Source organism: Herbiconiux aconitum (genome assembly GCF_024979235.1).
GTDB classification, from domain to species: Bacteria; Actinomycetota; Actinomycetes; order Actinomycetales; family Microbacteriaceae; genus Herbiconiux; species Herbiconiux aconitum.
On sequence record NZ_JANLCM010000002.1, the window covers coordinates 581,956 to 604,253 of the forward strand.

The 22,298-nt window shown below is 67.8% G+C and carries 22 protein-coding genes; 20 read left to right on the forward strand and 2 right to left on the reverse strand.

Features of this window, described 5'->3' with window-relative positions:
* Window position 1 precedes the first annotated feature (1 nt).
* The 4 genes from N1027_RS14255 (at window position 2) to N1027_RS14270 (ending at window position 3,532) form a co-directional block, all read left to right on the forward strand.
* Complete coding sequence (locus N1027_RS14255) at window positions 2-907, forward strand: F0F1 ATP synthase subunit gamma (RefSeq protein WP_259508797.1); 906 nt, start codon at window positions 2-4, stop codon at window positions 905-907.
* Between the two features lie 21 nt (window positions 908-928).
* Window positions 929-2,392 carry a F0F1 ATP synthase subunit beta gene (gene atpD / locus N1027_RS14260; RefSeq protein WP_259508798.1) on the forward strand — a complete coding sequence of 488 codons (1,464 nt, stop codon included), beginning with the start codon at window positions 929-931 and terminating at the stop codon, window positions 2,390-2,392.
* A 2-nt stretch (window positions 2,393-2,394) separates the two neighbouring features.
* Window positions 2,395-2,661: a F0F1 ATP synthase subunit epsilon gene (locus tag N1027_RS14265; protein ID WP_259508799.1), complete on the forward strand. Its 267-nt coding sequence runs from the start codon at window positions 2,395-2,397 to the stop codon at window positions 2,659-2,661.
* Between the two features lie 124 nt (window positions 2,662-2,785).
* Window positions 2,786-3,532, forward strand: a complete 747-nt coding sequence (locus N1027_RS14270) for a YaaA family protein (RefSeq protein ID WP_259508800.1) — start codon at window positions 2,786-2,788, stop codon at window positions 3,530-3,532.
* Between the two features lie 11 nt (window positions 3,533-3,543).
* Here N1027_RS14270 and N1027_RS14275 read toward each other — a convergent pair whose 3' ends face one another.
* A complete protein-coding gene (locus N1027_RS14275) occupies window positions 3,544-4,056 on the reverse strand; it encodes a methylated-DNA--[protein]-cysteine S-methyltransferase (protein ID WP_259508801.1) in 513 nt (170 codons plus the stop codon).
* Window positions 4,057-4,180: 124 nt separating this feature from the next.
* On the opposite strand from N1027_RS14275, the gene N1027_RS14280 reads away from it, so the two are divergent.
* From N1027_RS14280 to rbfA, 5 genes are all read left to right on the forward strand, one after another.
* A complete protein-coding gene (locus tag N1027_RS14280) occupies window positions 4,181-5,944 on the forward strand; it encodes a proline--tRNA ligase (protein ID WP_259508802.1) in 1,764 nt (587 codons plus the stop codon).
* Between the two features lie 59 nt (window positions 5,945-6,003).
* Window positions 6,004-7,002: a transcription termination factor NusA gene (nusA, locus tag N1027_RS14285; RefSeq protein WP_259508803.1), complete on the forward strand. Its 999-nt coding sequence runs from the start codon at window positions 6,004-6,006 to the stop codon at window positions 7,000-7,002.
* A gap of 53 nt (window positions 7,003-7,055) precedes the next feature.
* Complete coding sequence (locus N1027_RS14290; RefSeq protein WP_259508804.1) at window positions 7,056-7,328, forward strand: YlxR family protein; 273 nt, start codon at window positions 7,056-7,058, stop codon at window positions 7,326-7,328.
* Between the two features lie 84 nt (window positions 7,329-7,412).
* Window positions 7,413-10,268: a translation initiation factor IF-2 gene (gene infB / locus N1027_RS14295; protein WP_259508805.1), complete on the forward strand. Its 2,856-nt coding sequence runs from the start codon at window positions 7,413-7,415 to the stop codon at window positions 10,266-10,268.
* Between the two features lie 76 nt (window positions 10,269-10,344).
* Complete coding sequence (gene rbfA, locus N1027_RS14300; RefSeq protein ID WP_259508806.1) at window positions 10,345-10,785, forward strand: 30S ribosome-binding factor RbfA; 441 nt, start codon at window positions 10,345-10,347, stop codon at window positions 10,783-10,785.
* 100 nt (window positions 10,786-10,885) lie between these two features.
* On the opposite strand, the gene N1027_RS14305 is transcribed toward rbfA, so the two are convergent.
* A complete protein-coding gene (locus N1027_RS14305) occupies window positions 10,886-11,779 on the reverse strand; it encodes an iron-sulfur binding domain-containing protein (protein ID WP_308199801.1) in 894 nt (297 codons plus the stop codon).
* A gap of 31 nt (window positions 11,780-11,810) precedes the next feature.
* Here N1027_RS14305 and N1027_RS14310 point away from each other — a divergent pair, with 31 nt between their 5' ends.
* From N1027_RS14310 to N1027_RS14360, 11 genes are all read left to right on the forward strand, one after another.
* Complete coding sequence (locus tag N1027_RS14310) at window positions 11,811-12,425, forward strand: nucleoside/nucleotide kinase family protein (protein WP_259508807.1); 615 nt, start codon at window positions 11,811-11,813, stop codon at window positions 12,423-12,425.
* Window positions 12,426-12,453: 28 nt separating this feature from the next.
* Window positions 12,454-13,509 (forward strand): tRNA pseudouridine(55) synthase TruB, encoded by a 1,056-nt coding sequence (gene truB / locus N1027_RS14315; protein ID WP_259508808.1) that lies wholly within the window; start codon window positions 12,454-12,456, stop codon window positions 13,507-13,509.
* Window positions 13,506-13,874: a hypothetical protein gene (locus tag N1027_RS14320; protein WP_259508809.1), complete on the forward strand. Its 369-nt coding sequence runs from the start codon at window positions 13,506-13,508 to the stop codon at window positions 13,872-13,874. The genes truB and N1027_RS14320 overlap by 4 nt, the downstream gene beginning before the upstream one ends.
* A gap of 33 nt (window positions 13,875-13,907) precedes the next feature.
* Window positions 13,908-14,318, forward strand: coding sequence for a hypothetical protein (locus N1027_RS14325; RefSeq protein ID WP_259508810.1), 411 nt, complete (start codon window positions 13,908-13,910; stop codon window positions 14,316-14,318).
* Window positions 14,315-15,262, forward strand: a complete 948-nt coding sequence (locus tag N1027_RS14330) for a bifunctional riboflavin kinase/FAD synthetase (protein WP_259508811.1) — start codon at window positions 14,315-14,317, stop codon at window positions 15,260-15,262. The genes N1027_RS14325 and N1027_RS14330 overlap by 4 nt, the downstream gene beginning before the upstream one ends.
* Window positions 15,249-16,523 (forward strand): MFS transporter, encoded by a 1,275-nt coding sequence (locus N1027_RS14335; protein WP_259508812.1) that lies wholly within the window; start codon window positions 15,249-15,251, stop codon window positions 16,521-16,523. Before N1027_RS14330 ends, N1027_RS14335 begins: the two co-directional genes overlap by 14 nt.
* Before the next feature lie 61 nt (window positions 16,524-16,584).
* Window positions 16,585-17,592 carry a deoxyribose-phosphate aldolase gene (gene deoC / locus N1027_RS14340; RefSeq protein ID WP_259508813.1) on the forward strand — a complete coding sequence of 336 codons (1,008 nt, stop codon included), beginning with the start codon at window positions 16,585-16,587 and terminating at the stop codon, window positions 17,590-17,592.
* 8 nt (window positions 17,593-17,600) lie between these two features.
* Window positions 17,601-19,040, forward strand: a complete 1,440-nt coding sequence (locus N1027_RS14345; protein ID WP_259508814.1) for an aldehyde dehydrogenase family protein — start codon at window positions 17,601-17,603, stop codon at window positions 19,038-19,040.
* Complete coding sequence (locus tag N1027_RS14350; RefSeq protein ID WP_259508815.1) at window positions 19,037-19,897, forward strand: aldehyde dehydrogenase family protein; 861 nt, start codon at window positions 19,037-19,039, stop codon at window positions 19,895-19,897. Before N1027_RS14345 ends, N1027_RS14350 begins: the two co-directional genes overlap by 4 nt.
* Window positions 19,898-20,182: 285 nt before the next feature.
* Entirely contained in the window at window positions 20,183-21,676 is a 1,494-nt protein-coding gene (locus tag N1027_RS14355; protein ID WP_259508816.1) for an SDR family oxidoreductase, read from the forward strand.
* Window positions 21,677-21,705: 29 nt separating this feature from the next.
* Window positions 21,706-22,290 (forward strand): GDSL-type esterase/lipase family protein, encoded by a 585-nt coding sequence (locus N1027_RS14360; RefSeq protein ID WP_259508817.1) that lies wholly within the window; start codon window positions 21,706-21,708, stop codon window positions 22,288-22,290.
* The last annotated feature ends 8 nt before the right edge of the window (window positions 22,291-22,298 follow it).

A 22,298-nucleotide genomic window follows, 5' to 3' on the forward strand; every position in this document is an offset into this window, starting at 1 on the left:
CATGGGCGCACAACTTCGGGTCTACCGGTCGAAGATCAAGTCGGCCCAGACGACCAAGAAGATCACGAGGGCGATGGAGCTGATCTCCGCGTCGCGCATTCAGAAGGCGCAGACGCGGGTGAAGCAGTCCACGCCGTATTCGCGGGCGATCACGCGCGCCGTCTCGGCGGTGGCGACGTATTCGAACGTCGAGCACCCGCTGACGACCGAGCGCGAGAAGCTCGACACCGCGGCGATCGTCATCTTCACGTCCGACCGCGGTCTGGCCGGCGCGTTCTCGTCATCGGTGCTCAAGGAGGCGGAGCAACTCGCCGAACTCCTGCGCAGCGAAGGCAAGCAGGTCGTCTACTACCTGGTGGGCCGGAAGGCCGTCGGCTACTTCAGCTTCCGCAGGCGCGACAGCGCTCGGTCGTGGACCGGTGGAACCGACCAGCCGGTGTTCGAGACCGCCAAGGAGATCGCGGATGCGGTCGTCACGGCCTACAACCTCGACGACGAAGAGGGTGGCGTCGACGAGATCCACCTCGTCTACAACCGCTTCGTGAGCATGGTGAGCCAGGTTCCCGAGGTCGTGCGACTGCTGCCGCTCGAGATCGTGGAGGGCGAGGCGCCCGAGGCTGACTCCCACGAGGTCTTTCCTCTCTACGAGTTCGAGCCGGATGCCGAGACCGTACTCGACGCGCTGCTGCCGATCTACGTCGAGAGCCGCATCTTCAACGCGATGCTGCAGTCGGCCGCGGCCGAGCACGCCGCTCGCCAGAAGGCGATGAAGTCGGCCAGCGACAATGCCGACAACCTGATCCGTGACTACACGCGACTGGCGAACAACGCTCGTCAGAGCGAGATCACGCAGCAGATTTCCGAGATCGTGGGTGGGGCCGACGCACTGGCCCCCGCCAAGAAGTAACCGAAGAGAAGAGAAAGCACTATGACTGACACTGCCGTTGCGCCAGTCCAGGCTGAGGAGACGCCGGGCGGCGCCGGACGTATCGCCCGTGTCACGGGCCCGGTCGTGGACATCGAATTTCCGCACGACTCGATCCCCGAGCTCTACAACGCTCTGAAGACCACTATCACCATCGGCGAAGACTCGCACGAGATCACGCTCGAGGTCGCTCAGCACCTCGGCGACGACCTCGTTCGCGCCATCGCCCTGAAGCCCACCGATGGTCTGGTGCGCGGCCAGGAGGTGCGCGACACCGGTGCCGCCATCTCGGTTCCGGTCGGCGACGTCACCAAGGGCAAGGTCTTCAACGTCATCGGCGAGGTGCTGAACGCTGCTCCCGGCGAGAAGATCGAGATCACGGAGCGCTGGCCCATCCACCGCAAGCCCCCGGCGTTCGACCAGCTGGAGTCGAAGACTCAGCTCTTCGAGACCGGCATCAAGGTCATCGACCTGCTGACGCCGTACGTGCTCGGCGGAAAGATCGGCCTGTTCGGTGGTGCGGGCGTCGGCAAGACCGTGCTCATCCAGGAGATGATCCAGCGCGTCGCGCAGAACCACGGTGGTGTGTCGGTGTTCGCCGGTGTCGGCGAGCGCACCCGTGAGGGCAACGACCTCATCAAGGAGATGGAGGAGGCGGGCGTCTTCGACAAGACCGCCCTTGTCTTCGGCCAGATGGACGAGCCGCCCGGAACCCGTCTGCGCGTGGCGCTGTCGGCGCTGACCATGGCGGAGTACTTCCGCGATGTGCAGAACCAGGACGTGCTGCTGTTCATCGACAACATCTTCCGCTTCACGCAGGCGGGCTCGGAGGTGTCGACCCTGCTGGGCCGCATGCCTTCCGCGGTGGGCTACCAGCCGAACCTCGCCGACGAGATGGGTGTGCTCCAGGAGCGCATCACCTCGACGCGTGGACACTCGATCACGTCGCTCCAGGCGATCTACGTGCCGGCCGACGACTACACCGACCCGGCCCCGGCCACCACCTTCGCCCACCTCGACGCCACCACGGAACTCTCCCGTGAGATCGCGTCGAAGGGTCTGTACCCGGCGGTCGACCCGCTGACGTCGACCTCGCGCATCCTCGACCCCCGTTACTTGGGCGCCGACCACTACCGCGTGGCCACCAACGTCAAGCAGATCCTGCAGAAGAACAAAGAGCTCCAGGAGATCATCGCGATCCTCGGTGTCGACGAGCTCTCCGAAGAAGACAAGATCACCGTCTCCCGGGCTCGCCGCATCCAGCAGTTCCTCTCGCAGAACACCTACATGGCGAAGAAGTTCACGGGTGTCGAGGGTTCGACCGTTCCTCTGAAAGACACGGTTGAGTCGTTCGACGCGATCACCAAGGGTGACTTCGACCACGTGGCTGAGCAGGCCTTCTTCAACGTCGGCGCCATCTCCGACGTCGAAGAGAAGTGGGCTCAGCTCCAGAAGGAGAACGGCTAGTCATGGCTGCTCCCCTGAACGTGAGCGTCGTCGCGGCCGACCAGGAGATCTGGGCGGGCGAGGCGTCAATGGTGATCGCGAAGACCGTGGAAGGCGAGATCGGTATCCTCGCCGGCCACGAGCCGCTGCTCGCGATCCTCGCTGCCGGCGAGGTGCGGGTGAACACGACGAGCGGTGAGCGCCTGGTGGCACGCGCCGACGACGGGTTCCTCTCGGTCGAGAACGACACCGTCACGATCGTCGCCCGCGACGCCGAACTGATCAAGTAGACGTCTCCCGTCTGACCAGCCGCATCACGACCGCCGCGTCCGCTCCTCGGAGCCGGGCGCGGCGGCGTTTTTGGTGAAGAAGCGCTTCTCGTGAGGGAAGCGCCGTTTTCGTGAAAGAAGCACCGTGCTCATCGTCCTCCCTCCATCGGAGACCAAGCGCGACGGAGGCAGCGGTGGCGCGCTCGATTTCGCCGCGCTGTCGCATCCGCGCCTCACCGCAAAGCGCCGTGCTCTCACCCGACGGGTGTCTCGCTTGGCACGCACGCCGGACGAGATGATGGCTCGGCTGAAGCTCGGCCAGAAACTCGCCTTCGAGGTGGAACGCAATCGCACGCTCTCGACGGCTCCGACGATGGCTGCGATGGATCGCTACACCGGGGTGCTCTACGAGGCGTTGGATGCGCCGTCGCTTTCGCCCGAGGCCCGCGCCTTCGCCGAGTCGCACGTGCGCATCCATTCCGCCCTGTTCGGGCTCCTGGGAGCGGGAGACCCTATCCCGGCATACCGCCTCTCGTCGAACGCACGACTCGGTGAGCCGACACTCAAGGTCAGTTGGTCGAGCGCGGTCTCGAAAGAGTTCGAGGCGCACCGCGGTGAGCTCGTGCTCGACCTGCGCTCGGAGTCCTACGTGGCACTCGGGCCCATTCCGCCCACCACGCCCTCGTATTTCCTGCGCGTGGTGACGACGGGGGAGGACGGCGCCCAGCGCGCCCTCAACCACTTCAACAAGAAGGGCAAGGGAACCCTTGCGCGGGCGATCGTGGAGAACGGCCTCGACTTCGCCGACGTCGACGCGCTCATCGCGTGGGGCCGCGCATCCGGACACCACCTCTCGCTCGCCCCGAACGGCGAACTTCTGCTGCTGGTGTGAGCCGAACCGTCTCAGGCATGACCGATGCTTTCGTGATCGAGCAGCCAGGCCTTCGTCTTCACGCCCTCACCCCAGCTGTACCCCGTGATGCGCCCGGTGGCTGAGAGCACACGGTGGCAGCCCACCAGCAGAGGAGTGGGGTTGGAGGCGATCGCACCGCCCACGGCACGCCCTGAGCCGGTCTTGCCGACGGCTGCGGCGATGGCGCCATAGGTGGTGACCTGGCCCCAGCGCAGGCGGGCCAGTTCTTGCCAGACCGACACCTGGAATGGCGTGCCCCGGTGGGCGACCGGAACCGAGAATCCGCGCCGATAACCCTGGAAGTAGTCGAGCAACTGGGCGATCGCTTCGTCGGCCACGGCCGTGGAGTCGTAGGCCAGACCATCGTGCGGAAGGGAGCCGTTGTGCTCGATCGCCACCCCTGTGATCGCCTCGCCGTCGCTGGTCACCTCGATCCGGCCGATCGGGGACTCGCAGCGCTGGAGATAGGGCGATGCGGAGCGGAGTTGAGTGAGAGTGTCCATGGCCCCGACGGTAGGCCGCGAGATGAACGCCGACGGGCCGGCGGAGGTATCTGTGGATGATTCCGACCACTCCCGAGAACAGGGAGGAGAAGACAGCGCAGGCAGGCTGGCTAAACTCGTTCTCGTGCCTACTCGCTTGTCGACCTACTTCCTCCGAACCCTCCGCGACGATCCTTCCGACGCGGAGGTGACCAGCCACATCCTCCTCGTGCGGGCGGGCTACATCCGCCGCCAGGCGCCGGGCATCTTCGCCTGGCTGCCGCTGGGTCTCCGGGTGAAGGCGAAGATCGAGGCCATCATCCGCGACGAGATGGCGGCGGCCGGAGCCTTCGAGGTGCACTTCCCGGCGCTGCTGCCCAAGGAGCCCTACGAGGTCACGGGGCGCTACGAGGAGTACGGGCCCGGGATGTTCCGGCTCTCCGACCGCCGCGACGCGGGTCTCGTGCTGGCCCCGACCCACGAAGAGGTCTTCACACTGCTGGTCAAAGACCTGTATTCGAGCTACAAAGACCTTCCGCTCACGATCTACCAGATCCAAGACAAGTACCGCGACGAGGCTCGGCCTCGGGCAGGTCTCCTGCGCGGTCGCGAGTTCACGATGAAAGACGCCTATTCCTTCGATGCCTCCGACGCAGGTCTCGACGCGTCGTACCAGGCGCAGCGCGACGCCTACGAGCGCATCTTCCAGCGGCTCGGTCTCGAATACGTCATCGTGCAGGCCGATGCCGGCGCGATGGGCGGGTCGAAGAGCGAGGAGTTCCTGCACCCGACACCGGTCGGTGAAGACACCTTCGTACGGTCGGCGGGCGGCTATGCCGCGAACGTCGAGGCATTCACCACGATCGCCCCGGCCCCCAGGTCTTACGAGAAGCTGACACCGGCCGAGGTGCTCGACACGCCGGACACGCCCACCATCCAGACCCTCGTCGACCGGGCCAACACGGCGCATCCACGACCCGATGGCCGGCCGTGGACGGCCGCCGACACCCTCAAGAACGTGGTGCTGGCGCTCACCCACCTCGACGGCACGCGCGAGCTCGTGGTGATCGGCCTGCCCGGAGACCGCGAGGTCGACATGAAGCGCGCCGAGGTGGCTTTCGCGCCGGCCGAGATCGAACCGGCGACCGACGCCGACTTCGCCGCCAACCCCGGACTGGTCAAGGGTTACATCGGGCCGTGGTCGCCTGAGGGCGCCGTTCTGGGCGAGAAGTCGAGCACGGGCATCCGCTATCTGGTCGACCCCCGGGTCTCCGACGGCAGCGGCTGGATCACCGGTTCGAACGTGCACGGCAAGCACGTCTTCGGCCTCGTCGCCGGCCGCGACTTCCAGCCCGACGGCACCGTCGAGGCCGCCGAAGTGCTCGCGGGCGACCCCGCGCCCGACGGCTCGGGCCCCGTCGAACTCGCCCGTGGCATGGAGATCGGCCACGTCTTCCAGCTGGGCCGCAAGTACGCCGACGCGCTCGGGCTGAAGGTGCTCGACGAGAACGGCAAGCTGGTGACCGTGACCATGGGGTCGTACGGCATCGGCGTGACGCGCATCCTCGCGATCATCGCGGAGCTCAACAACGACGACAAGGGCCTGATCTGGCCTCCGGCGGTTGCGCCGTTCGACGTGCACGTGATCGCCACCGGCAGAGACCCCGAGATCTACGAGGCGGCGGAGCGCGTGGTGGTCGATCTCGAGGCCCAGGGTCTCGACGTGCTGTTCGACGACCGGCCGAAGGTGTCGCCCGGTGTGAAGTTCGGCGACGCCGAATTGATCGGCGTTCCGAAGATCGTGATCGTGGGCCGCGGGGTGGCCGAAGGGCTCGTAGAACTCTGGGATCGCGCAAGCGGAGAGCGAACGCAGGTCGCTCTGGATGCTGTGGGCGCAAGCTTCCGGTAGTCTGTGCGTTTGACTGCCGGAGTTTTCGGCACCTGAGATCTGAACAGAGGAGGCCGGAAATGGACATCGACCTCAGCGTCTTACGTCTCTTGGAACGCGAGCGAGAGATTCCCTTCGAGGAACTCGTGGGAATCATCGAGCAGGCCATCCTGACGGCATTCCTCAAGCACACCGATCGACCGGCCACAACCGAAGACGGCACCCCTGCTGCCCGCGTGCACCTCGATCGCAAGACGGGACACATCGGCATCTTCGTGCCGGAATTCGACGAAGACGACGTGCTGATCGGCGAAGCCGAGGAGAACCCGAGCGACTTCGGTCGCATCGCGGCTTTCGCGGCGAAGCAGGTCATCAACCAGCGTCTGCGCGACATCGCCGACGACCACGTGCTCGGCGAATTCAAGGGCCGCGAAGGCGACATCATCGCCGGCGTGATCCAGCAGGGCCCGAACCCGCGCATGGTGCACGTCGACCTCGGCACGATCGAGGCCATCCTGCCCCCCGAGGAGCAGGTGCCGGGCGAGAACTACACGCACGGTTCCCGCATCCGGGTCTACGTGACGAGCGTGGCGAAGGGGCCGAAGGGCCCGTCGATCACCGTGTCGCGCACGCACCCGTCGCTCGTGCGCAAGCTCTTCGCCCTCGAGGTGCCGGAGATCGCATCGGGCGTGGTGGAGATCGTGTCGCTGGCCCGCGAGGCCGGTCACCGCACGAAGATCGCCGTGCGGGCCACGGAACCCGGCGTGAACGCCAAGGGCGCCTGCATCGGCGAGCTCGGCCAGCGCGTGCGCGCCGTCACCTCTGAGCTCGGCAACGAGAAGATCGACATCGTCGACTACTCCGACGACCTGCCGACTTTCGTGGCCAACGCGCTCTCGCCGGCGAAAGTGTCGAGCGCCTTCGTGATCGACGAATCGCTCAAGGCCGTTCGGGCTCTCGTGCCCGACTACCAGCTCTCGCTGGCCATCGGCAAAGAGGGCCAGAATGCCCGCCTGGCCGCGAAACTGACCGGTGCGAAGATCGACATCCAGCCGGATTCGATCCTCGACGGCGACTGATCGCCGCCGATTCCGGGAGTCGGTCAAACGGGCTCCCGGGAATATGGAGTACGATGGAACCCGTTAGAACGTGCGTCGGATGTCGTGCGCGCGCCACACGATCCTCACTTCTGAGGGTCGTTGCCAAGGAAGTTGTTCCTGAGGGACAAGCTCTGGTCGTCGACGAGTCGGCCACTCTTCCCGGGCGAGGCGCATGGTTGCATCCCTCAAGCGAGTGCTTTCACACCGCGGTCACGCGACGCGCTTTCGGGCGTGCGCTCCGCGTTGAGGGTGCGCTCGACACGACAACATTAGAGAACAGGCTGAACGGCACCGTGAACCCATGAGTGACAACTGATGAGCGGCTCGAAATGAGACCCGTCCGCTATTAATGGTCTGCCCTGTCTGGGTAGACCCCAGACAGGAGAATTGTGGCTGCAAAACCACGTGTACATGAAGTCGCCGCCGAACTCGGCGTCGACAGCAAGGTCGCCCTTGCAACCCTCAAAGAGATGGGCCAGTTCGTCAAGGGCCCGTCGTCGAGCATCGAGCCCCCCGTGGCCCGACGTTTGAAAGAGGCTTTGATCGCTGCCGGCGCGACGTCGAACGGCGGCGCTCCCGCTGCTGCGGCGCCCGCTGCCGCGCCGCGCTCCACCTCGTCCGGGCCTCGCCCCGGCGCGCGTCCGGGTGCTCCGGCTCCGGCTGCACCGGCCGCTGCCCCGGCTCCGGCCGCCTCGTCGGCGCCTGCCCCGGCGGCCAGCGCACCGGCGGCACCCGCTGCTCCGGCAGCGCCCGCTCCGGCAGCTGCCGCGCCCGCCGCCCCCAAGGCGGAGACGCCGGCAGAGGCACCGGCCGCTCCCGCGGCCCCGGCAACCGGTTCAGCCGCACCGTCCGGTTCGGCTGACGCCGCTGCGCCCCGCCCCGGCGGACCGCGTCCGGGCATCCCGCGCCCCGGCAACAACCCCTTCTCGAGCCAGCAGGGCATGCAGCGTCCCGGCGCTCCGCGCCCCGGCAACAACCCCTTCGCCAGCCAGCAGGGCATGCAGCGCGGCGGTGCCTCCGGTGGCGCCGGTGGCGCGGGCGGCAACTCCGCCATCCCGCGTCCTGGTGCACCCCGTCCCGGCGCCCCGCGCCCTGGCGCTCCTCGTCCGGGCGCTCCGCGTCCCGGCGGGCCGGGCGGATTCCGTCCCGGCGGCGCCGGAGCCGGCGGCTTCCGCCCCGGCGCGGCCCAGGGTGGCGGCGCGCGTCCGGCTCCCGGTACGCCCGGCTACCGTCCGGGCGGCGCGCCCGGTGGTGGCGGCGGCTTCGCACCCCGTCCGGGTGCAGGCGGTCGCGGCCGTGGCCCCGGTGGTGGAACCGCCGGTGCGTTCGGTCGCGGCGGAGGCAAGAGCAAGGCTCGCAAGTCGAAGCGCACGAAGAGAGCAGAATTCGAACTGCGCGAAGCCCCGTCGCTGGGTGGCGTGAGCGTACCCCGCGGCGACGGCAACACCGTCGTGCGGTTGCGTCGTGGCGCCTCCATCACCGACTTCGCCGACAAGATCGACGCCAGCCCCGGCAACCTCGTGACCGTGCTGTTCCACCTCGGTGAGATGGCCACGGCGACGGAGTCGCTCGACGAGGCCACCTTCCAGGTGCTCGGCGAAGAGCTCGGCTACAAGATCATGGTCGTCTCCCCGGAGGAAGAAGACCGCGAGCTGCTCGAGGGCTTCGACATCGATCTCGACCAGGAGCTGGAAGACGAGACCGACGAAGAGCTCGAGATCCGTCCGCCGGTGGTCACCGTCATGGGTCACGTCGACCACGGTAAGACGCGCCTGCTCGACGCGATCCGTAACGCGAACGTGGTCGCCGGTGAGGCGGGTGGAATCACCCAGCACATCGGTGCCTACCAGGTCGTCACGGAGCACGAGGGCATCGAGCGCCCGATCACCTTCATCGACACCCCGGGTCACGAGGCGTTCACCGCCATGCGTGCACGTGGTGCTCAGGTCACCGACATCGCGATCCTCGTGGTGGCGGCCGACGACGGCATCATGCCGCAGACGATCGAGGCTCTGAACCACGCCCAGGCGGCCAACGTGCCGATCGTGGTCGCGGTGAACAAGATCGACAAGCCCGACGCCAACCCGGCCAAGGTTCGTCAGCAGCTCACCGAGTTCGGCCTCGTGGCCGAAGAATACGGTGGAGACGTCATGTTCGTCGACGTGTCGGCGCGCAACGACATCGGCATCCAGGATCTCCTCGACGCCGTGCTGCTCACCGCAGACGCCGGTCTCGACCTGCGGGCCAACCCGAACAAGGATGCCCGCGGCGTGGCGATCGAAGCCAAGCTCGACAAGGGTCGTGGTGCGGTCGCAACCGTGCTCATCCAGTCGGGAACGCTGCGCGTCGGAGACGCGATCGTCGCCGGAACCGCCTACGGACGAGTCCGCGCGATGGTCGACGAGAACGGCGACACCGTCACCGAAGCCACCCCGTCCCGTCCGGTTCAGGTGCAGGGTCTGTCGACCGTGCCCCGCGCCGGCGACACCTTCCTCGTCACCGAGGAAGACCGCACCGCCCGTCAGATCGCTGAGAAGCGTGAAGCCGCCGAACGCAACGCCTCGCTGGCCAAGGCCCGCAAGCGCATCTCGCTCGAAGACTTCACCCGTGCCCTCGAAGAAGGCAAGGTCGAAGCGCTCAACCTCATCATCAAGGGTGATGTCTCGGGTGCCGTCGAGGCCCTCGAGGAATCGCTCCTCAAGATCGAGGTCGACGACTCGGTTCAGCTCCGCATCATCCACCGCGGTGTGGGTGCGGTCACCGAATCCGACGTCAACCTGGCGACCGTCGACAACGCGATCATCATCGGGTTCAACGTGCGGCCCGACACGAAGGCACGGGAACGTGCCGCTCGCGAAGGCGTCGACATCCGGTTCTACTCGGTCATCTACAACGCGCTCGACGACATCGAGAACTCGCTCAAGGGCATGCTCAAGCCCGAGTTCGAAGAGGTGCAGTCGGGTGTGGCGGAGATCCGCGAGATCTTCCGTTCTTCCAAGTTCGGAAACATCGCCGGTGTCATCGTGCGATCGGGAACGATCACACGCAACGCCAAGGCTCGGGTCATCCGCGAAGGCGTCGTCGTCGGCGACAACCTCGCCATCGAATCGCTGCGTCGATTCAAGGATGACGTCACCGAGGTGCGTACGGACTTCGAAGCCGGTATCGGTCTCGGCAAGTTCAACGACATCCAGATCGGTGACGAGATCGAGACGATCGAACTCAAGGAGAAGCCGCGCGTCTAGCGTGAGCTGACGGAGGAGTGGTGAGGCGGATGTCTCACCACTCCTTCTTCGATATCGACAGAAAGGCAGGACGCTCATGGCTGATCCGGCTCGGGCCGCCAAAATGGCGGATCGTATCAAGGTGATCGTGGCCAAGAGACTGGAACGCGGAATCAAAGATCCGCGCCTCGGGTTCGTGACCATCACCGACGTCCGGGTGACCGGCGACCTGCAGCACGCCTCGATCTTCTACACCGTCTACGGCACGGATGAGGAGCGCGCCGATTCGGCCGCTGCGCTCAAGTCGGCCACGGGGATGCTGCGGAGCGAAGTCGGCAAGAACATCACCGCTCGGCTCACGCCGTCGCTCGAGTTCATCGCCGATGCTCTGCCCGAGAACGCTCAGGTGCTCGAAGGGTTGCTCGCCGAAGCTCGGGCTCGGGATGCTGAGGTCTCGGGTTTGGCCAAGAGTGCTCAGTATGCGGGCGAAGAAGATCCGTATGTGAAGCCTCGGGTTCTCGACGAGGACGCCGAATAGGGTCCCGGACGACGACGACGGGGGTATTTCACTCTCCGCCTAGGGGTTGAGCGGAGCTCAAAGGCGGCGGAGAGCAAAATACCCCCGTCGTCGTCTGCATTCAGGGGAGGGTGAATTCATCGTCGGCTGACGCCACGATCAGGCCATCGGTCAGGAGGCCGGTGATGGCTCGTCCTCTCTGCGCTGGGTCTGGCACCGCTTCTGCGAAGCGTGTGCCGGCTACGGGGTGCGCTGTGGCTCGGAGGAGCTTGAGGATGGCGCCTCGGGCCTGGCGGTCGGAGCCCTCGTACTTCTTCTGCTTGGGCTTGCGGGTGATTTCTCTGTCGGGGTAGCCGGCTGTGCGCCAGGCGCAGACGTGCGCGAGCGGACAGATCTCGCACTTCGGCGAGCGGGCGGTGCAGACGAGGGCGCCGAGTTCCATCATGCCGGCATTGAAACGGGCTGCCGCCGAGTCGTCGGCGGGGAGCAGGGCGGTCATGGCGGGGAGGTCGCGTTTGGGGTTCGGGGTCGACGCATCCGGGTGGCCGTCGACGGCGCGGGCGATGACCCGGCGGATGTTCGTGTCGACCACCGGATGGCGGGAACCGAAGGCAAAGACCGCGACAGCCCGCGCTGTGTAGTCACCGACGCCGGGGAGGGACAGGAGGGCCTCGACGTCGTTCGGCACGGCGCCGCCGAAGCGCTCGGTGATGGCGACCGCACAGGCGTGGAGGTTGAGAGCCCGGCGGGGGTAGCCGAGCGACTGCCAGGCCCGCACTGCTTCACCCGCGGGTTCGGCTGCCAGATCGGCGGGCTCCGGCCAGCGGGTGAGCCACTCGTCGAGGCGGGGGATGACGCGGATGACCGGGGTCTGCTGCAGCATGAACTCGCTGACGAGGGTTCCCCAGGCGGGGAATCCGGGCCGACGCCAGGGGAGGTCGCGGGCGTGCACGGCGAACCAGTCGACGACCAGCGACGCGAGATCGCCGGCGGAAGCAGTGGTCGACGGAGGCACCCGTCCACCCTACGGAACGTAGACTCGAAGCATGGTGCAGACCGCTACTCCGGCGAGCGACTTCGCCGACGCCCTGATGGGGGAGATCCGTCACAACTACCGGCTCGGCCGGGTGCTCGTGGCCGTCGACGGAGTGGAGGGCACGCGTGCCTTCGCCGACGAACTGGCGGCCTCCTACCGTCGCGCCGACGTGAACGTGGTGCGGGCCTCGCTCGACGATTTCCAGCGCCCCCGTGCCGCCCGCGAGCTCCGCGGAGCCGATTCGCCCGAAGGCTACTACTTCGACCGTTACGACCTCTCCACCCTGCAGCGCGTGCTGATCGAACCGTTCCGCTTCGCCGGGAGTGCGGGGTTCCAGACCGCGTCGTTCGACGCCGCACGCGATGTCGACCGCGAATCGAAATGGCTCACGGCGCCCGCCGATGCGGTGCTCATCCTCGACGGTCCGTTCCTCCAACGCCCGGGCATGCCCGGCCTGTTCAACTTCACCGCTTTCCTCGAAGGCCGTCAGTTCGGCCTCGACCCCGCCGTCATCGGCGCCGACGAGCTCTACCAGGCCGAGGCCGGGCCGCGGTTCGGTGCGAGCGCCATCATCGACGTGGCCGACCCCGAGCATCCGCGGCGCACTTTCGCCGACTCCTGCTGACCACACCCGACCTGTTAGCGTGTCAGGCGTGCCGAATCAGCCTCCCACCCGCTCCAACCGCCCGGATTCTGCACGCAGCGGCATCCTGCTCGTCGACAAGACCGGTGGGCTCACCAGCCACGACATCGTCGCACGCACCCGTCGCCTGGCCGGCACCCGCAAGGTCGGGCACGCGGGCACGCTCGATCCGCTTGCGACCGGGCTGCTCATCCTGGGGCTGAACAGCTCGACCCGGCTGCTCACCTACGTCGTGGGCCTCGACAAGGAGTACCTGGCCACCGTGCGGCTCGGCGCCGCCACCACCACCGACGACTCCGAGGGTGAGACACTGACGACGGGCGATCCGGACGCGGTAGCCGCCCTCGACACCGAGTCCCTGTCCGCCGCGTTCGCCACCCAGCAGGGTCACATCGTGCAGGTGCCGAGCTCGGTCAGCGCCATCAAGGTCGACGGCAAGCGCGCCTACGCCCGGGTGCGGGCGGGGGAGGACGTGGTGCTGGCCGGACGAGCCGTCGAGATCGCCGAGATCGAGTTGCTGGGGCCGCCGCGACCGGCGATGGGCGAGGACGGGCATCCGGTCGTCGACGTCGACGTGCGAGTGGTCTGCTCGTCGGGCACGTACATCCGGGCGATCGCGCGTGACGTCGGCACCGCTCTCGGCGTGGGTGGGCACCTGACGAGCCTTCGGCGCACCAGGATCGGGCCGTTCCCGGTGGCGGCCGCGCAGACCCTCGAGGAGCTCGGCGCTGTGGCCGAGCGCGACGAAGCGCTGCCGTTGCTCGGGCCGGCCGAGGTGGCGCGTCAGCTGTTCCCGGTGCTCGAGGTCTCGGCCGCCCAAGCCGCCGCGCTCGGTCACGGGCAGCGGATCGACGTCGCGGATGCGCAGCCCAGCGGCCCGGTCGCGGCCATCACCCCTGAGGGCCGGCTGCTCGGTCTCATCGAGATCGCCGGAGGCCGGGGCAAGAGCATCGTGAACTTCCCCCCGGACGAATACAGTCCGCCCGCCCAGCCCAGTTCGCCCGCCCAGCCCAGTTCGCCCGCCCAGCCCAGTTCGCCCGCCGAGCCGTCAGGAGACACCGCGTGATCGAGTGGTTCACCATCGTGCAGGTCGCCGTGGCGCTGGCTGCGGGCCTGCTCTGCGTCGTGCTCGGGCTCGCCGGGCGCAAGCCCAACGACCTCACCTTGGGCGCTGCGGCGCTGGTCGAACTCCTGCTGATCGTGCAGCTGTTCGTGGCGATCTTCTCGCCCCTGTTCGGCAACGATCCGCGCGGTAGCCTGCTGGAGTTCTACATCTACCTGATCTCGGCCGTGCTGCTGCCCATAGCCGGCGGCTTCTGGGCGTTGATCGAACGCAGCCGCTGGAGCACGGTCATCCTGGGCGCCGTCTGTCTCGCGGTCGCGGTGATGGTGTACCGGATGAATGTGATCTGGTTCGTGCAAGGCGCGTAGGCGCGTCTGCGGGTGCCATAAACTCGTAATGCCATGGCACAAGAGACACTCGTTGAACGACCCAGAACCCGCGCACGTGGAATCGGGCGGGTGCTCATCATCGTCTACGGCATTCTCGCCCTCGCGGCCACCGGCCGCTCGGTGTACGAGATCATCGCCAAGTTCGACGAGGCGCCGTTCGCCTACACGCTCTCGGCCCTGGCGGCCGTGGTGTACATCGTGGCCACCATCGCGCTGATCGCCCCGGGGCCGGTCTGGTACCGCGTGGCCTGGATCACCATCAGCTTCGAGCTCGTGGGCGTGTTGACCGTGGGCACCCTGAGCCTGTTCCTGCCCGATCTGTTCGCGAAGGCGTCGGTGTGGTCGTGGTATGGCATGGGCTATCTGTTCATCCCGCTGGTGCTCCCCGTGCTCGGCATGCTCTGGTTGCGGCGGACCAAGTGAAGACCTACCGCGGCCTCGCCGACGCCCCACTCGGTCTCGGCCCGTCGGCCGTCACCATCGGCAAGTTCGACGGCGTGCACGCCGGCCACCGGGCGGTGATCTCCGAGCTCCTCTCGGTGGCGGAGTCTCGCGATCTCACGTCGATCGTCATCACCTTCGACCGGCATCCGCTGGCCCAGCTCGATCCGCAGGCCCGGCCGGATGCGCTGGTGAGCACCGAGCAGAAGCTCGAGCTGCTCGCCGAGACCGGCGTCGATGTCACCATCCTGCTGCGCTTCGATGCGGCGCTGGCCGCGATGCCGCCGCGCGAGTTCGTGTCGCGCGTGCTGCACGACATCTGCGGCACCCGCGTGGCGATGGTGGGCCAGGACTTCCGCTTCGGCGCCCGCGGTGAGGGAACCATCGAGACCTTGCGCACGCTCGGCACCGAGTTCGGCTTCGACGTCGATCTCATTCCCGAGGTGAAGCCGGGGGAGGCCCGTAAGGTGTCGTCGACCTGGATCCGCGAGTTGCTCGCCACAGGCGACGTGCAGCGGGCGGGTGAACTTCTCGGGCGCACTCCGTCGGTGCGCGGCGTGGTGGTGCACGGAGCCGCGCGCGGGCGCGAGCTCGGCTACCCGACCGCGAACCTCTCGCCGGAGTCGGAGGGGTTGATCCCGGCCGACGGGGTCTACGCCGGCTGGCTCACCGACCTCAGCAACGAGGGGCGGCGCTATCCGGCCGCCATCTCCGTCGGCAGCAACCCGACCTTCGCGGGCGTTCCGCCGAAGCAGGTCGAGGCCTACGTGCTCGACGAAGAACTGGATCTCTACGATCACGTGGTGGACGTGTCGTTCGTCTCCCGCATTCGAGGCCAGGTGCGCTTCACCGGCATCGAGCCGCTGATCGCGCAGATGAGCGACGACGTGGCGGGCGTTCGGGCCCTGTTGAGTGACGCCCCCTAGGGGCGGCGGACGCGACGGCGGCGCCGCGGCCGACCTCGGCGGCACCGTGCGTCCGCTCTGGCGAGGCCGCGTGCTCGCGCTCCTCGCCATCGTGTTCGTGGCGCTGAACCTGCGAACCGCGGTGGCAGCGCTCTCGCCCATCTTCGAGGAGATCTCGGCCGACATCCCGCTCACGAGCGTGGGCATCGGTCTGCTCGGTATGCTGCCGCCGATCTGCTTCGCGGTGGTGGGCCTGTTCGCCCCGGCGCTGCACCGCCGCTTCGGTCTCGAGCGGGTGGTGATCGGCGCACTGACAGCGATCCTCCTGGGCCAGCTCGCCCGCGGGGCGTCCGGATCGTACCTCGTGCTCGCTCTGGCGAGCACACTCACCTTCGCCGGAATGGGCGTGGCGAACGTGCTGCTGCCCCCGCTCGTGAAGCGCTACTTCCCCGACCGCATCGGGCTCCTCACCTCGCTCTACGCGACCGCACTGGCGATCGGCGCGTCGGCTCCAGCCCTGGTCGCCGTGCAGGTCAGCGACTCCGCAGGGTGGCGCATCGCGGTGGGCATGTGGTCGGTGCTGGCCGTGCTCGCCCTGCTACCACTCGTGCTGCTGAGTGTTCGTGAAGGGCGCGCGCGGCGCGCGGGGAGCGACGGACCGGCCGCGGCGGATGCTCCCGACGCAGCCACCTTCGGCCGGGTCTGGCGCTCGCCCATCGCCTGGTCGTTGATGCTGGTCTTCGCGGTCACCGCCCTGAACTCCTATGCGTTATTCGCCTGGCTGCCCGAGATCCTGCTCGACGTCTCGAGCGTCAGCCAGGAGCAATCGGGCGCCCTGTTGTCGCTCTTCGCCGTGATGGGTCTCCCGGCGGCGCTGCTCGTTCCGATCCTGGCGGTGCGGATGCGCAACGTCTTCCCATTGGTCGGCGCCGGGGTCGTCTTCTACATCGTGGGGTACGGCGGTCTGCTGCTCGTGCCCGACACCGGCACCTGGGTCTGGGTCGCGTTCGCCGGCATCGGCGGGATGCTCTTCCCGCTCTGCCTGGTGTTGATCAACCTGCGCACCCGCACCCACGAGGGCTCCGTGGCGCTGAGCTCCTTCGTGCAGAGCTTCGGCTACGCGCTGGGGGCGCTCGGGCCGCTCCTTCTCGGAGTGCTGCACGAGGCATCCGGCGGCTGGACGATTCCTCTGCTCTTCCTGCTCGGAACCGCCCTCACCCTGACGATCTGCGGCATTGTGGTCTCGAAACGCCGGATGCTCGAAGACGAGTGGCACAATTGATCGGTGCGCTGACCACGAATCTCGTGCAGCGCGGCAACGACGAGAGAAGTACGGAGACGTCGTGACGATAGAACGAGCGGTCAGTCCCGCCCAGCGTGCCATCCAGGTGCTGGGGGACGACCTCACCGAAACAACACTGAAGCGCTACCTCGAAGGCATCCCCGGCATCGACGCCGTGGGCCTCGAGCAGCGGGCCGCCGGTCTCGGCACCCGGTCGATCAAGACCACGTCGAAGGCCTGGGCCCTCGACAAGATCATCGAGCTGATCGACCTCACCACGCTCGAGGGTGCTGACACCCCCGGCAAGGTGCGGTCGCTGGTGGCCAAGGCGCTGCTGCCCGACCCCTCCGACCTCAGCACCCCCCGGGTCGCGGCGGTCTGCGTGTACGGCGACATGGTGCCCTATGCCGTGGAGGCGCTCGGCGCCGCCCACTCGGCCGGAACCGACGAGGGCGTCAACGTGGCCGCCGTCGCCACCGCTTTCCCCTCCGGTCGCGCGTCACTCGCCGTGAAGCTCGCCGACACCTCGGATGCGGTGGCTGCGGGCGCGGACGAGATCGACATGGTGATCGACCGAGGAGCGTTCCTTTCCGGCCGGTTCGGCCAGGTCTTCGACGAGATCGTGGCCGTCAAGGAGGCGTGCCGCCGCGCCGACGGCTCCTTCGCGCACCTCAAGGTCATCCTCGAGACCGGCGAGCTCAACACCTACGACAACGTGCGCCGGGCCTCGTGGCTGGCCATCTTGGCCGGCGGCGACTTCATCAAGACGTCGACCGGCAAGGTCGCCCCCGCGGCCACACTGCCGGTGACTCTCTCGATGCTCGAAGTGGTGCGCGACTGGCACCGCCTCACCGGCGAGAAGATCGGCGTGAAGCCGGCCGGCGGCATCCGTTCGTCGAAAGACGCGATCAAGTACGTGGTGACCGTGGCCGAGACCGTCGGAGAGGAATGGCTGCAGCCGCACCTGTTCCGCTTCGGTGCGTCGAGCCTGCTGAACGATGTCTTGCTGCAGCGGCAGAAGATGAAGACCGGGCACTACTCCGGCGCCGACTACGTGACGATCGACTAGGACCTGACATGACATTCCTCGAATACGCGCCGGCGCCCGAGTCGACGGCCATTCTGAACCTCAAGCCCGAATACGGGCTCTTCATCGGCAACGAGTTCGTGGCGGCCGAGGGGGAGTCGTTCGCCACCATCTCGCCGGCCACGGAGAAGGAGATCGCCCGCGTCGCGAACGCGAGTTCCGCCGACGTCGACCGCGCTGTGGCGGCCGCACGTCGGGCCTACGACAAGACCTGGTCGAAGATGTCGGGTCGTGACCGCGGCAAGTACCTGTTCCGGATCGCCCGCCTCGTGCAGGAGCGAGCCCGTGAACTGGCGGTCGCGGAATCGCTCGACAACGGCAAGCCGATCAAGGAGAGCCGCGACGTCGACGTGCCGCTCGTGGCCGCGTGGTTCTTCTACTACGCCGGCTGGGCCGACAAGCTCGACTACGCGGGCCTCGGCGGAAACCCGCGCTCGCTCGGGGTGGCCGCGCAGGTCATCCCGTGGAACTTCCCGCTGCTGATGCTGGCCTGGAAGATCGCGCCCGCGCTGGCGGCCGGCAACACGGTGGTGCTGAAGCCCGCCGAGACCACTCCGCTGACCGCACTGATCTTCGCCGAGATCGTGCAGCAGGCCGAACTGCCGCCGGGCGTCGTGAACATCATCACCGGCGCCGGCGAGACGGGCCGCGCGCTCGTCAACCACCCGGATGTCGACAAGGTCGCCTTCACAGGATCGACCGACGTCGGCCGTCAGATCGCCCGCTCCACCGCGGGGTCGGGCAAGAAGGTGACGCTCGAGCTCGGCGGCAAGGCGGCGAACATCGTCTTCGACGACGCGCCGATCGATCAGGCCGTCGAAGGCATCGTCAACGGCATCTTCTTCAACCAGGGGCACGTCTGCTGCGCCGGATCGCGTCTGCTCGTGCAGGAGAACATCCACGAAGACGTCGTCGAGCGGTTGAAGAGCCGGCTGTCGACGCTGCGCCTCGGTGATCCGCTCGACAAGAACACCGACATCGGGGCGATCAACAGCGCCGAGCAGTTGCAGCGCATCCGCGAGCTCTCCGACATCGGTGAGGCCGAAGGCGCCGAGCGCTGGACGGCGGAGTGCGCCATTCCGGAGAACGGGTTCTGGTTCGCGCCGACGATCTTCGACAACGTTTCGACCAGCTCCCGCATCGCGCGCGAGGAGATCTTCGGACCGGTGCTCTCGGTGCTCACCTTCCGCACCCCGGCCGAAGCCATCGCTAAGGCCAACAACACGCCCTACGGCCTGTCGGCAGGCATCTGGAGCGACAAGGGCAGCCGCATCCTGGCTGTGGCCGACAAGCTGCGTGCCGGCGTGATCTGGGCGAACACCTTCAACCGCTTCGACCCGGCGTCGCCGTTCGGCGGTTACAAGGAGTCGGGCTACGGCCGCGAAGGCGGCCGGCACGGCCTCGCCGCATACCTGAAGGGCGCGAAATGACGCACATCGCTGTTCCGAAGACCTACAAGCTGTTCATCGGCGGCGCGTTCCCGCGCAGCGAATCGGGTCGCACCTACGAGGTCGCGACGCCGAAAGGTGTCTTCCTGGCCAACGCCTCGAAGGCGTCGCGGAAGGACGCGCGCGATGCGATCGTGGCCGCGCGCGGCGCCGTCTCCGGTTGGGCCGGTGCCACTGCGTACAACCGCGGCCAGGTGCTCTACCGGGTGGCCGAGGTGCTCGAGGGCCGTCGCGCCCAGTTCGAAGACGAGATCGTGCGTCAGGAAGGCGTGTCCGCATCCGTCGCCCGCGCCCAGGTCGACGAGGCGATCGACCGCTGGGTCTGGTACGCCGGGTGGACCGACAAGTACACCCAGGTCGCCGGCAACGCGAACCCGGTGGCCGGGCCGTATTTCAACCTGACCGTGCCGGAGCCCACCGGCGTCGTGGCGATCATCGCCCCGCAGGATTCCTCGTTGCTCGGTCTCGTGAGCGCCGTGGCGCCCGCGCTGGTCTCCGGCAACGCGGTGGTCGTGGTGGCGAGCGAGGCCTTCCCGCTCTCGGCCATCACGCTCGCCGAGGTGCTCGCCACGAGCGACCTGCCGAAGGGCGTGGTGAACGTGCTGACCGGGTCGCCGGCCGAGATCGCGCCCTGGCTCGCCACGCACGCCGACGTGAACGCGCTCGATCTCGTGGGCGCCGGTGCGCTCGACTGGATCGACCTCGAGATCGCCGCGGCCGACACCTTGAAGCGGGTGTATCCGCCCGAGAACGGCCCGGATGCGGCGTCACCCGCTCTCTCGCGCATCACGGCTTTCACGGAGACGAAGACCGTCTGGCACACGAAGGCGCTGATCTAACAACAGCGCGGGTTTCACCATCCAATGAGCCCGCACGGGATGGCAAGCCGCGGGCCATTCTCGACGACCCAGGGTGAGCGCGCGGCCGCGTCAGCGACCGCACGCGAACATGTCGCCTCGCGCCGCAGTGGCGGCGGCGCGAGCAATGAGCGACGCGCGACCGCAGGCCGCGCATCGCGAAAAGCGGCGAAGCGGTACCCGGTTCGAGCGCCCCGAAGACTCGGGTTCCGTCAGGGTGCTGGGAGTGACGGGCGGATCGAGGTGCGCGGGGATAGCGTTCAGGGGATGGAACCCGCACGTAGAGCACTCGTCACCGGCGCCACTGGATACATCGGCGGACGACTCGTGCCGCGGCTGCTGGACGCGGGATTCACGGTGCGTGTGCTGGTGCGCAATCCTGACAAGTTGCGCGACGTTCCCTGGGCCGACCGGGTGGAGATCGTCGAGGGCGACCTCGGTGATCCCGCGTCGCTCGAACGCGCCTGCGTCGACGTGCAGGTGTTCTACTACCTCGTGCACTCGATGGGCGGTCGTCAGGACTTCGAGGAGACCGAGCGCGAGTCGGCGCAGAACGTCGCCACGGCCGTCGCCGCTGCGGGCGTCTCACGGGTCGTCTACCTCGGCGGCCTGCACCCCGACGAGGGCGAGCTCTCGCCGCACCTGCGTTCGCGGGTGCAGGTCGGGCGCATCCTGCTCGACTCCGGCGTGCCGACGGCGGCTCTGCAGGCGGGTGTGGTGATCGGATCGGGGTCGACCTCGTTCGAGATGATCCGTCACCTCACCGAAGTTCTGCCCTACATGCCGGCACCGAAGTGGGTGCGCAACTTCATCCAGCCGATCGCCGTGCGCGACGTGCTCCACTACCTCGTGCACGCGGCCGACCTGCCTCCCGAGGTGAACCGCACCTTCGACATCGGTGGGCCCGACGTGCTGCGCTACGGACAGATGATGAACGGCTACGCACTCGAGGCCGGGCTCAAGCAGCGACCGATCGCCGCCCTGCCCGTGCTGACGCCGTGGCTCGCCTCGCAATGGGTGAACCTCGTCACCCCGATCCCTCGGGCACTCGCGATGCCGATCATCGCGTCGCTGCAATTCGACTGCGTCACGCACGAGCACGACATCCGCTCGTACATCGACGATCCGGAGGGCGGGCTCACCCCGTACCGCCGTGCGGTGCGCCTGGCCCTCGAGAAGACCAAGGGTGGCGCGGTGGAGACCAGCTGGCAGGGCGCTTTCGTCGACGGCTCGGTGAGCGATCCGCTGCCGAGCGACCCCGACTGGGCCGGCCACACCGTCTACCTCGATGTGAAGAAGCGCCGGACCGCCGCGCGCGTCGACGACCTGTGGAAGGTGATCGAGGGCATCGGCGGCCAGAACGGGTGGTACTCCTTCCCCCTGGCCTGGGCGGTGCGCGGCTGGATGGACAAGCTCGTCGGCGGCGTCGGCCTCCGCCGCGGACGGCGCAGCGCGACCGAGCTGCACACCGGCGACGCACTCGATTTCTGGCGCGTCGAGCAGATCGATCGCGGCTCGTTCCTCCGACTGCGCGCCGAGATGCGCGTGCCCGGTCGCGCCTGGCTCGAGATGCGTGCGAGCGCGACGGATGACGGTGGCTCGGTCTACGATCAGCGGGCGGTCTTCTTTCCGCGCGGGCTCGGCGGGCGACTCTACTGGTTCGCCATCCTCCCGTTCCACGGTGTGATCTTCAACGGCATGGCGAACCGCATCACGGCCACGGCGCTGGCGACGGGCGAGGCCGAGAAGGTGAGCGGGTAAACTGTGATGATCTTCAGCAGGAGGCTCAGATGACGTCCGGAAAAGCGAAGACGGTGTTCGTCGGTGACTCTCTCACCGAGGGCGGCCGCTGGCAGGAATGGTTCCCCGAGGTCGAGGCGGTCAATCTCGGCATCGCGGCCGACACCACCGAGGGGCTGATCGACCGGCTCGACGAGGTGGCCGCGCACGACCCCGACACCGTGGTGCTGCTCATCGGCACCAACGACGTGGCCAATCGGCGTGCGGTGGAGCAGGTGGTGCGCAACATCGAGACCATCCTGGTGAACCTGCGCCAGGCCCTGCCGGATGCGCGCATCCTGGTGCAGTCGGTGTTGCCGCGCGGCCGGGAGTACGCCGAGTTCGTGAAGGAGATCAACCGCCACGTGTGGCAGTTCGCCGCCACCGTGAAGGCGCACTATCTCGACCTCTGGCCGGTGATGGCGCTCGACGACGGCGAATTGAACCCCGAGTACACCACCGACCGCCTGCACTTGAACGACGCCGGCTACGAGGCCTGGCTCTCCGAACTGATTCCGGCGCTCGAGCGCGTGCACGATCTGCCGCCGTCGAGCCGTCCGATCCGCCTGCCGGAGCTCGGCAAGGTCGACCAGTAGCGGGCACG

Excerpts from the sequence above, each read along its gene's own strand:
- N1027_RS14255 (WP_259508797.1), top strand. The coding sequence starts at position 2 with ATGGGCGCACAACTTCGGGTCTACCGGTCGAAGATCAAGTCGGCCCAG.
- atpD (WP_259508798.1), top strand. The coding sequence starts at position 929 with ATGACTGACACTGCCGTTGCGCCAGTCCAGGCTGAGGAGACGCCGGGC.
- N1027_RS14265 (WP_259508799.1), top strand. The coding sequence starts at position 2,395 with ATGGCTGCTCCCCTGAACGTGAGCGTCGTCGCGGCCGACCAGGAGATC.
- N1027_RS14275 (WP_259508801.1), bottom strand. The coding sequence starts at position 4,056 with ATGGACACTCTCACTCAACTCCGCTCCGCATCGCCCTATCTCCAGCGC.
- nusA (WP_259508803.1), top strand. The coding sequence starts at position 6,004 with ATGGACATCGACCTCAGCGTCTTACGTCTCTTGGAACGCGAGCGAGAG.
- N1027_RS14290 (WP_259508804.1), top strand. The coding sequence starts at position 7,056 with ATGGAACCCGTTAGAACGTGCGTCGGATGTCGTGCGCGCGCCACACGA.
- rbfA (WP_259508806.1), top strand. The coding sequence starts at position 10,345 with ATGGCTGATCCGGCTCGGGCCGCCAAAATGGCGGATCGTATCAAGGTG.
- N1027_RS14310 (WP_259508807.1), top strand. The coding sequence starts at position 11,811 with ATGGTGCAGACCGCTACTCCGGCGAGCGACTTCGCCGACGCCCTGATG.
- N1027_RS14325 (WP_259508810.1), top strand. The coding sequence starts at position 13,908 with ATGGCACAAGAGACACTCGTTGAACGACCCAGAACCCGCGCACGTGGA.
- N1027_RS14345 (WP_259508814.1), top strand. The coding sequence starts at position 17,601 with ATGACATTCCTCGAATACGCGCCGGCGCCCGAGTCGACGGCCATTCTG.
- N1027_RS14350 (WP_259508815.1), top strand. The coding sequence starts at position 19,037 with ATGACGCACATCGCTGTTCCGAAGACCTACAAGCTGTTCATCGGCGGC.
- N1027_RS14355 (WP_259508816.1), top strand. The coding sequence starts at position 20,183 with ATGGAACCCGCACGTAGAGCACTCGTCACCGGCGCCACTGGATACATC.
- N1027_RS14360 (WP_259508817.1), top strand. The coding sequence starts at position 21,706 with ATGACGTCCGGAAAAGCGAAGACGGTGTTCGTCGGTGACTCTCTCACC.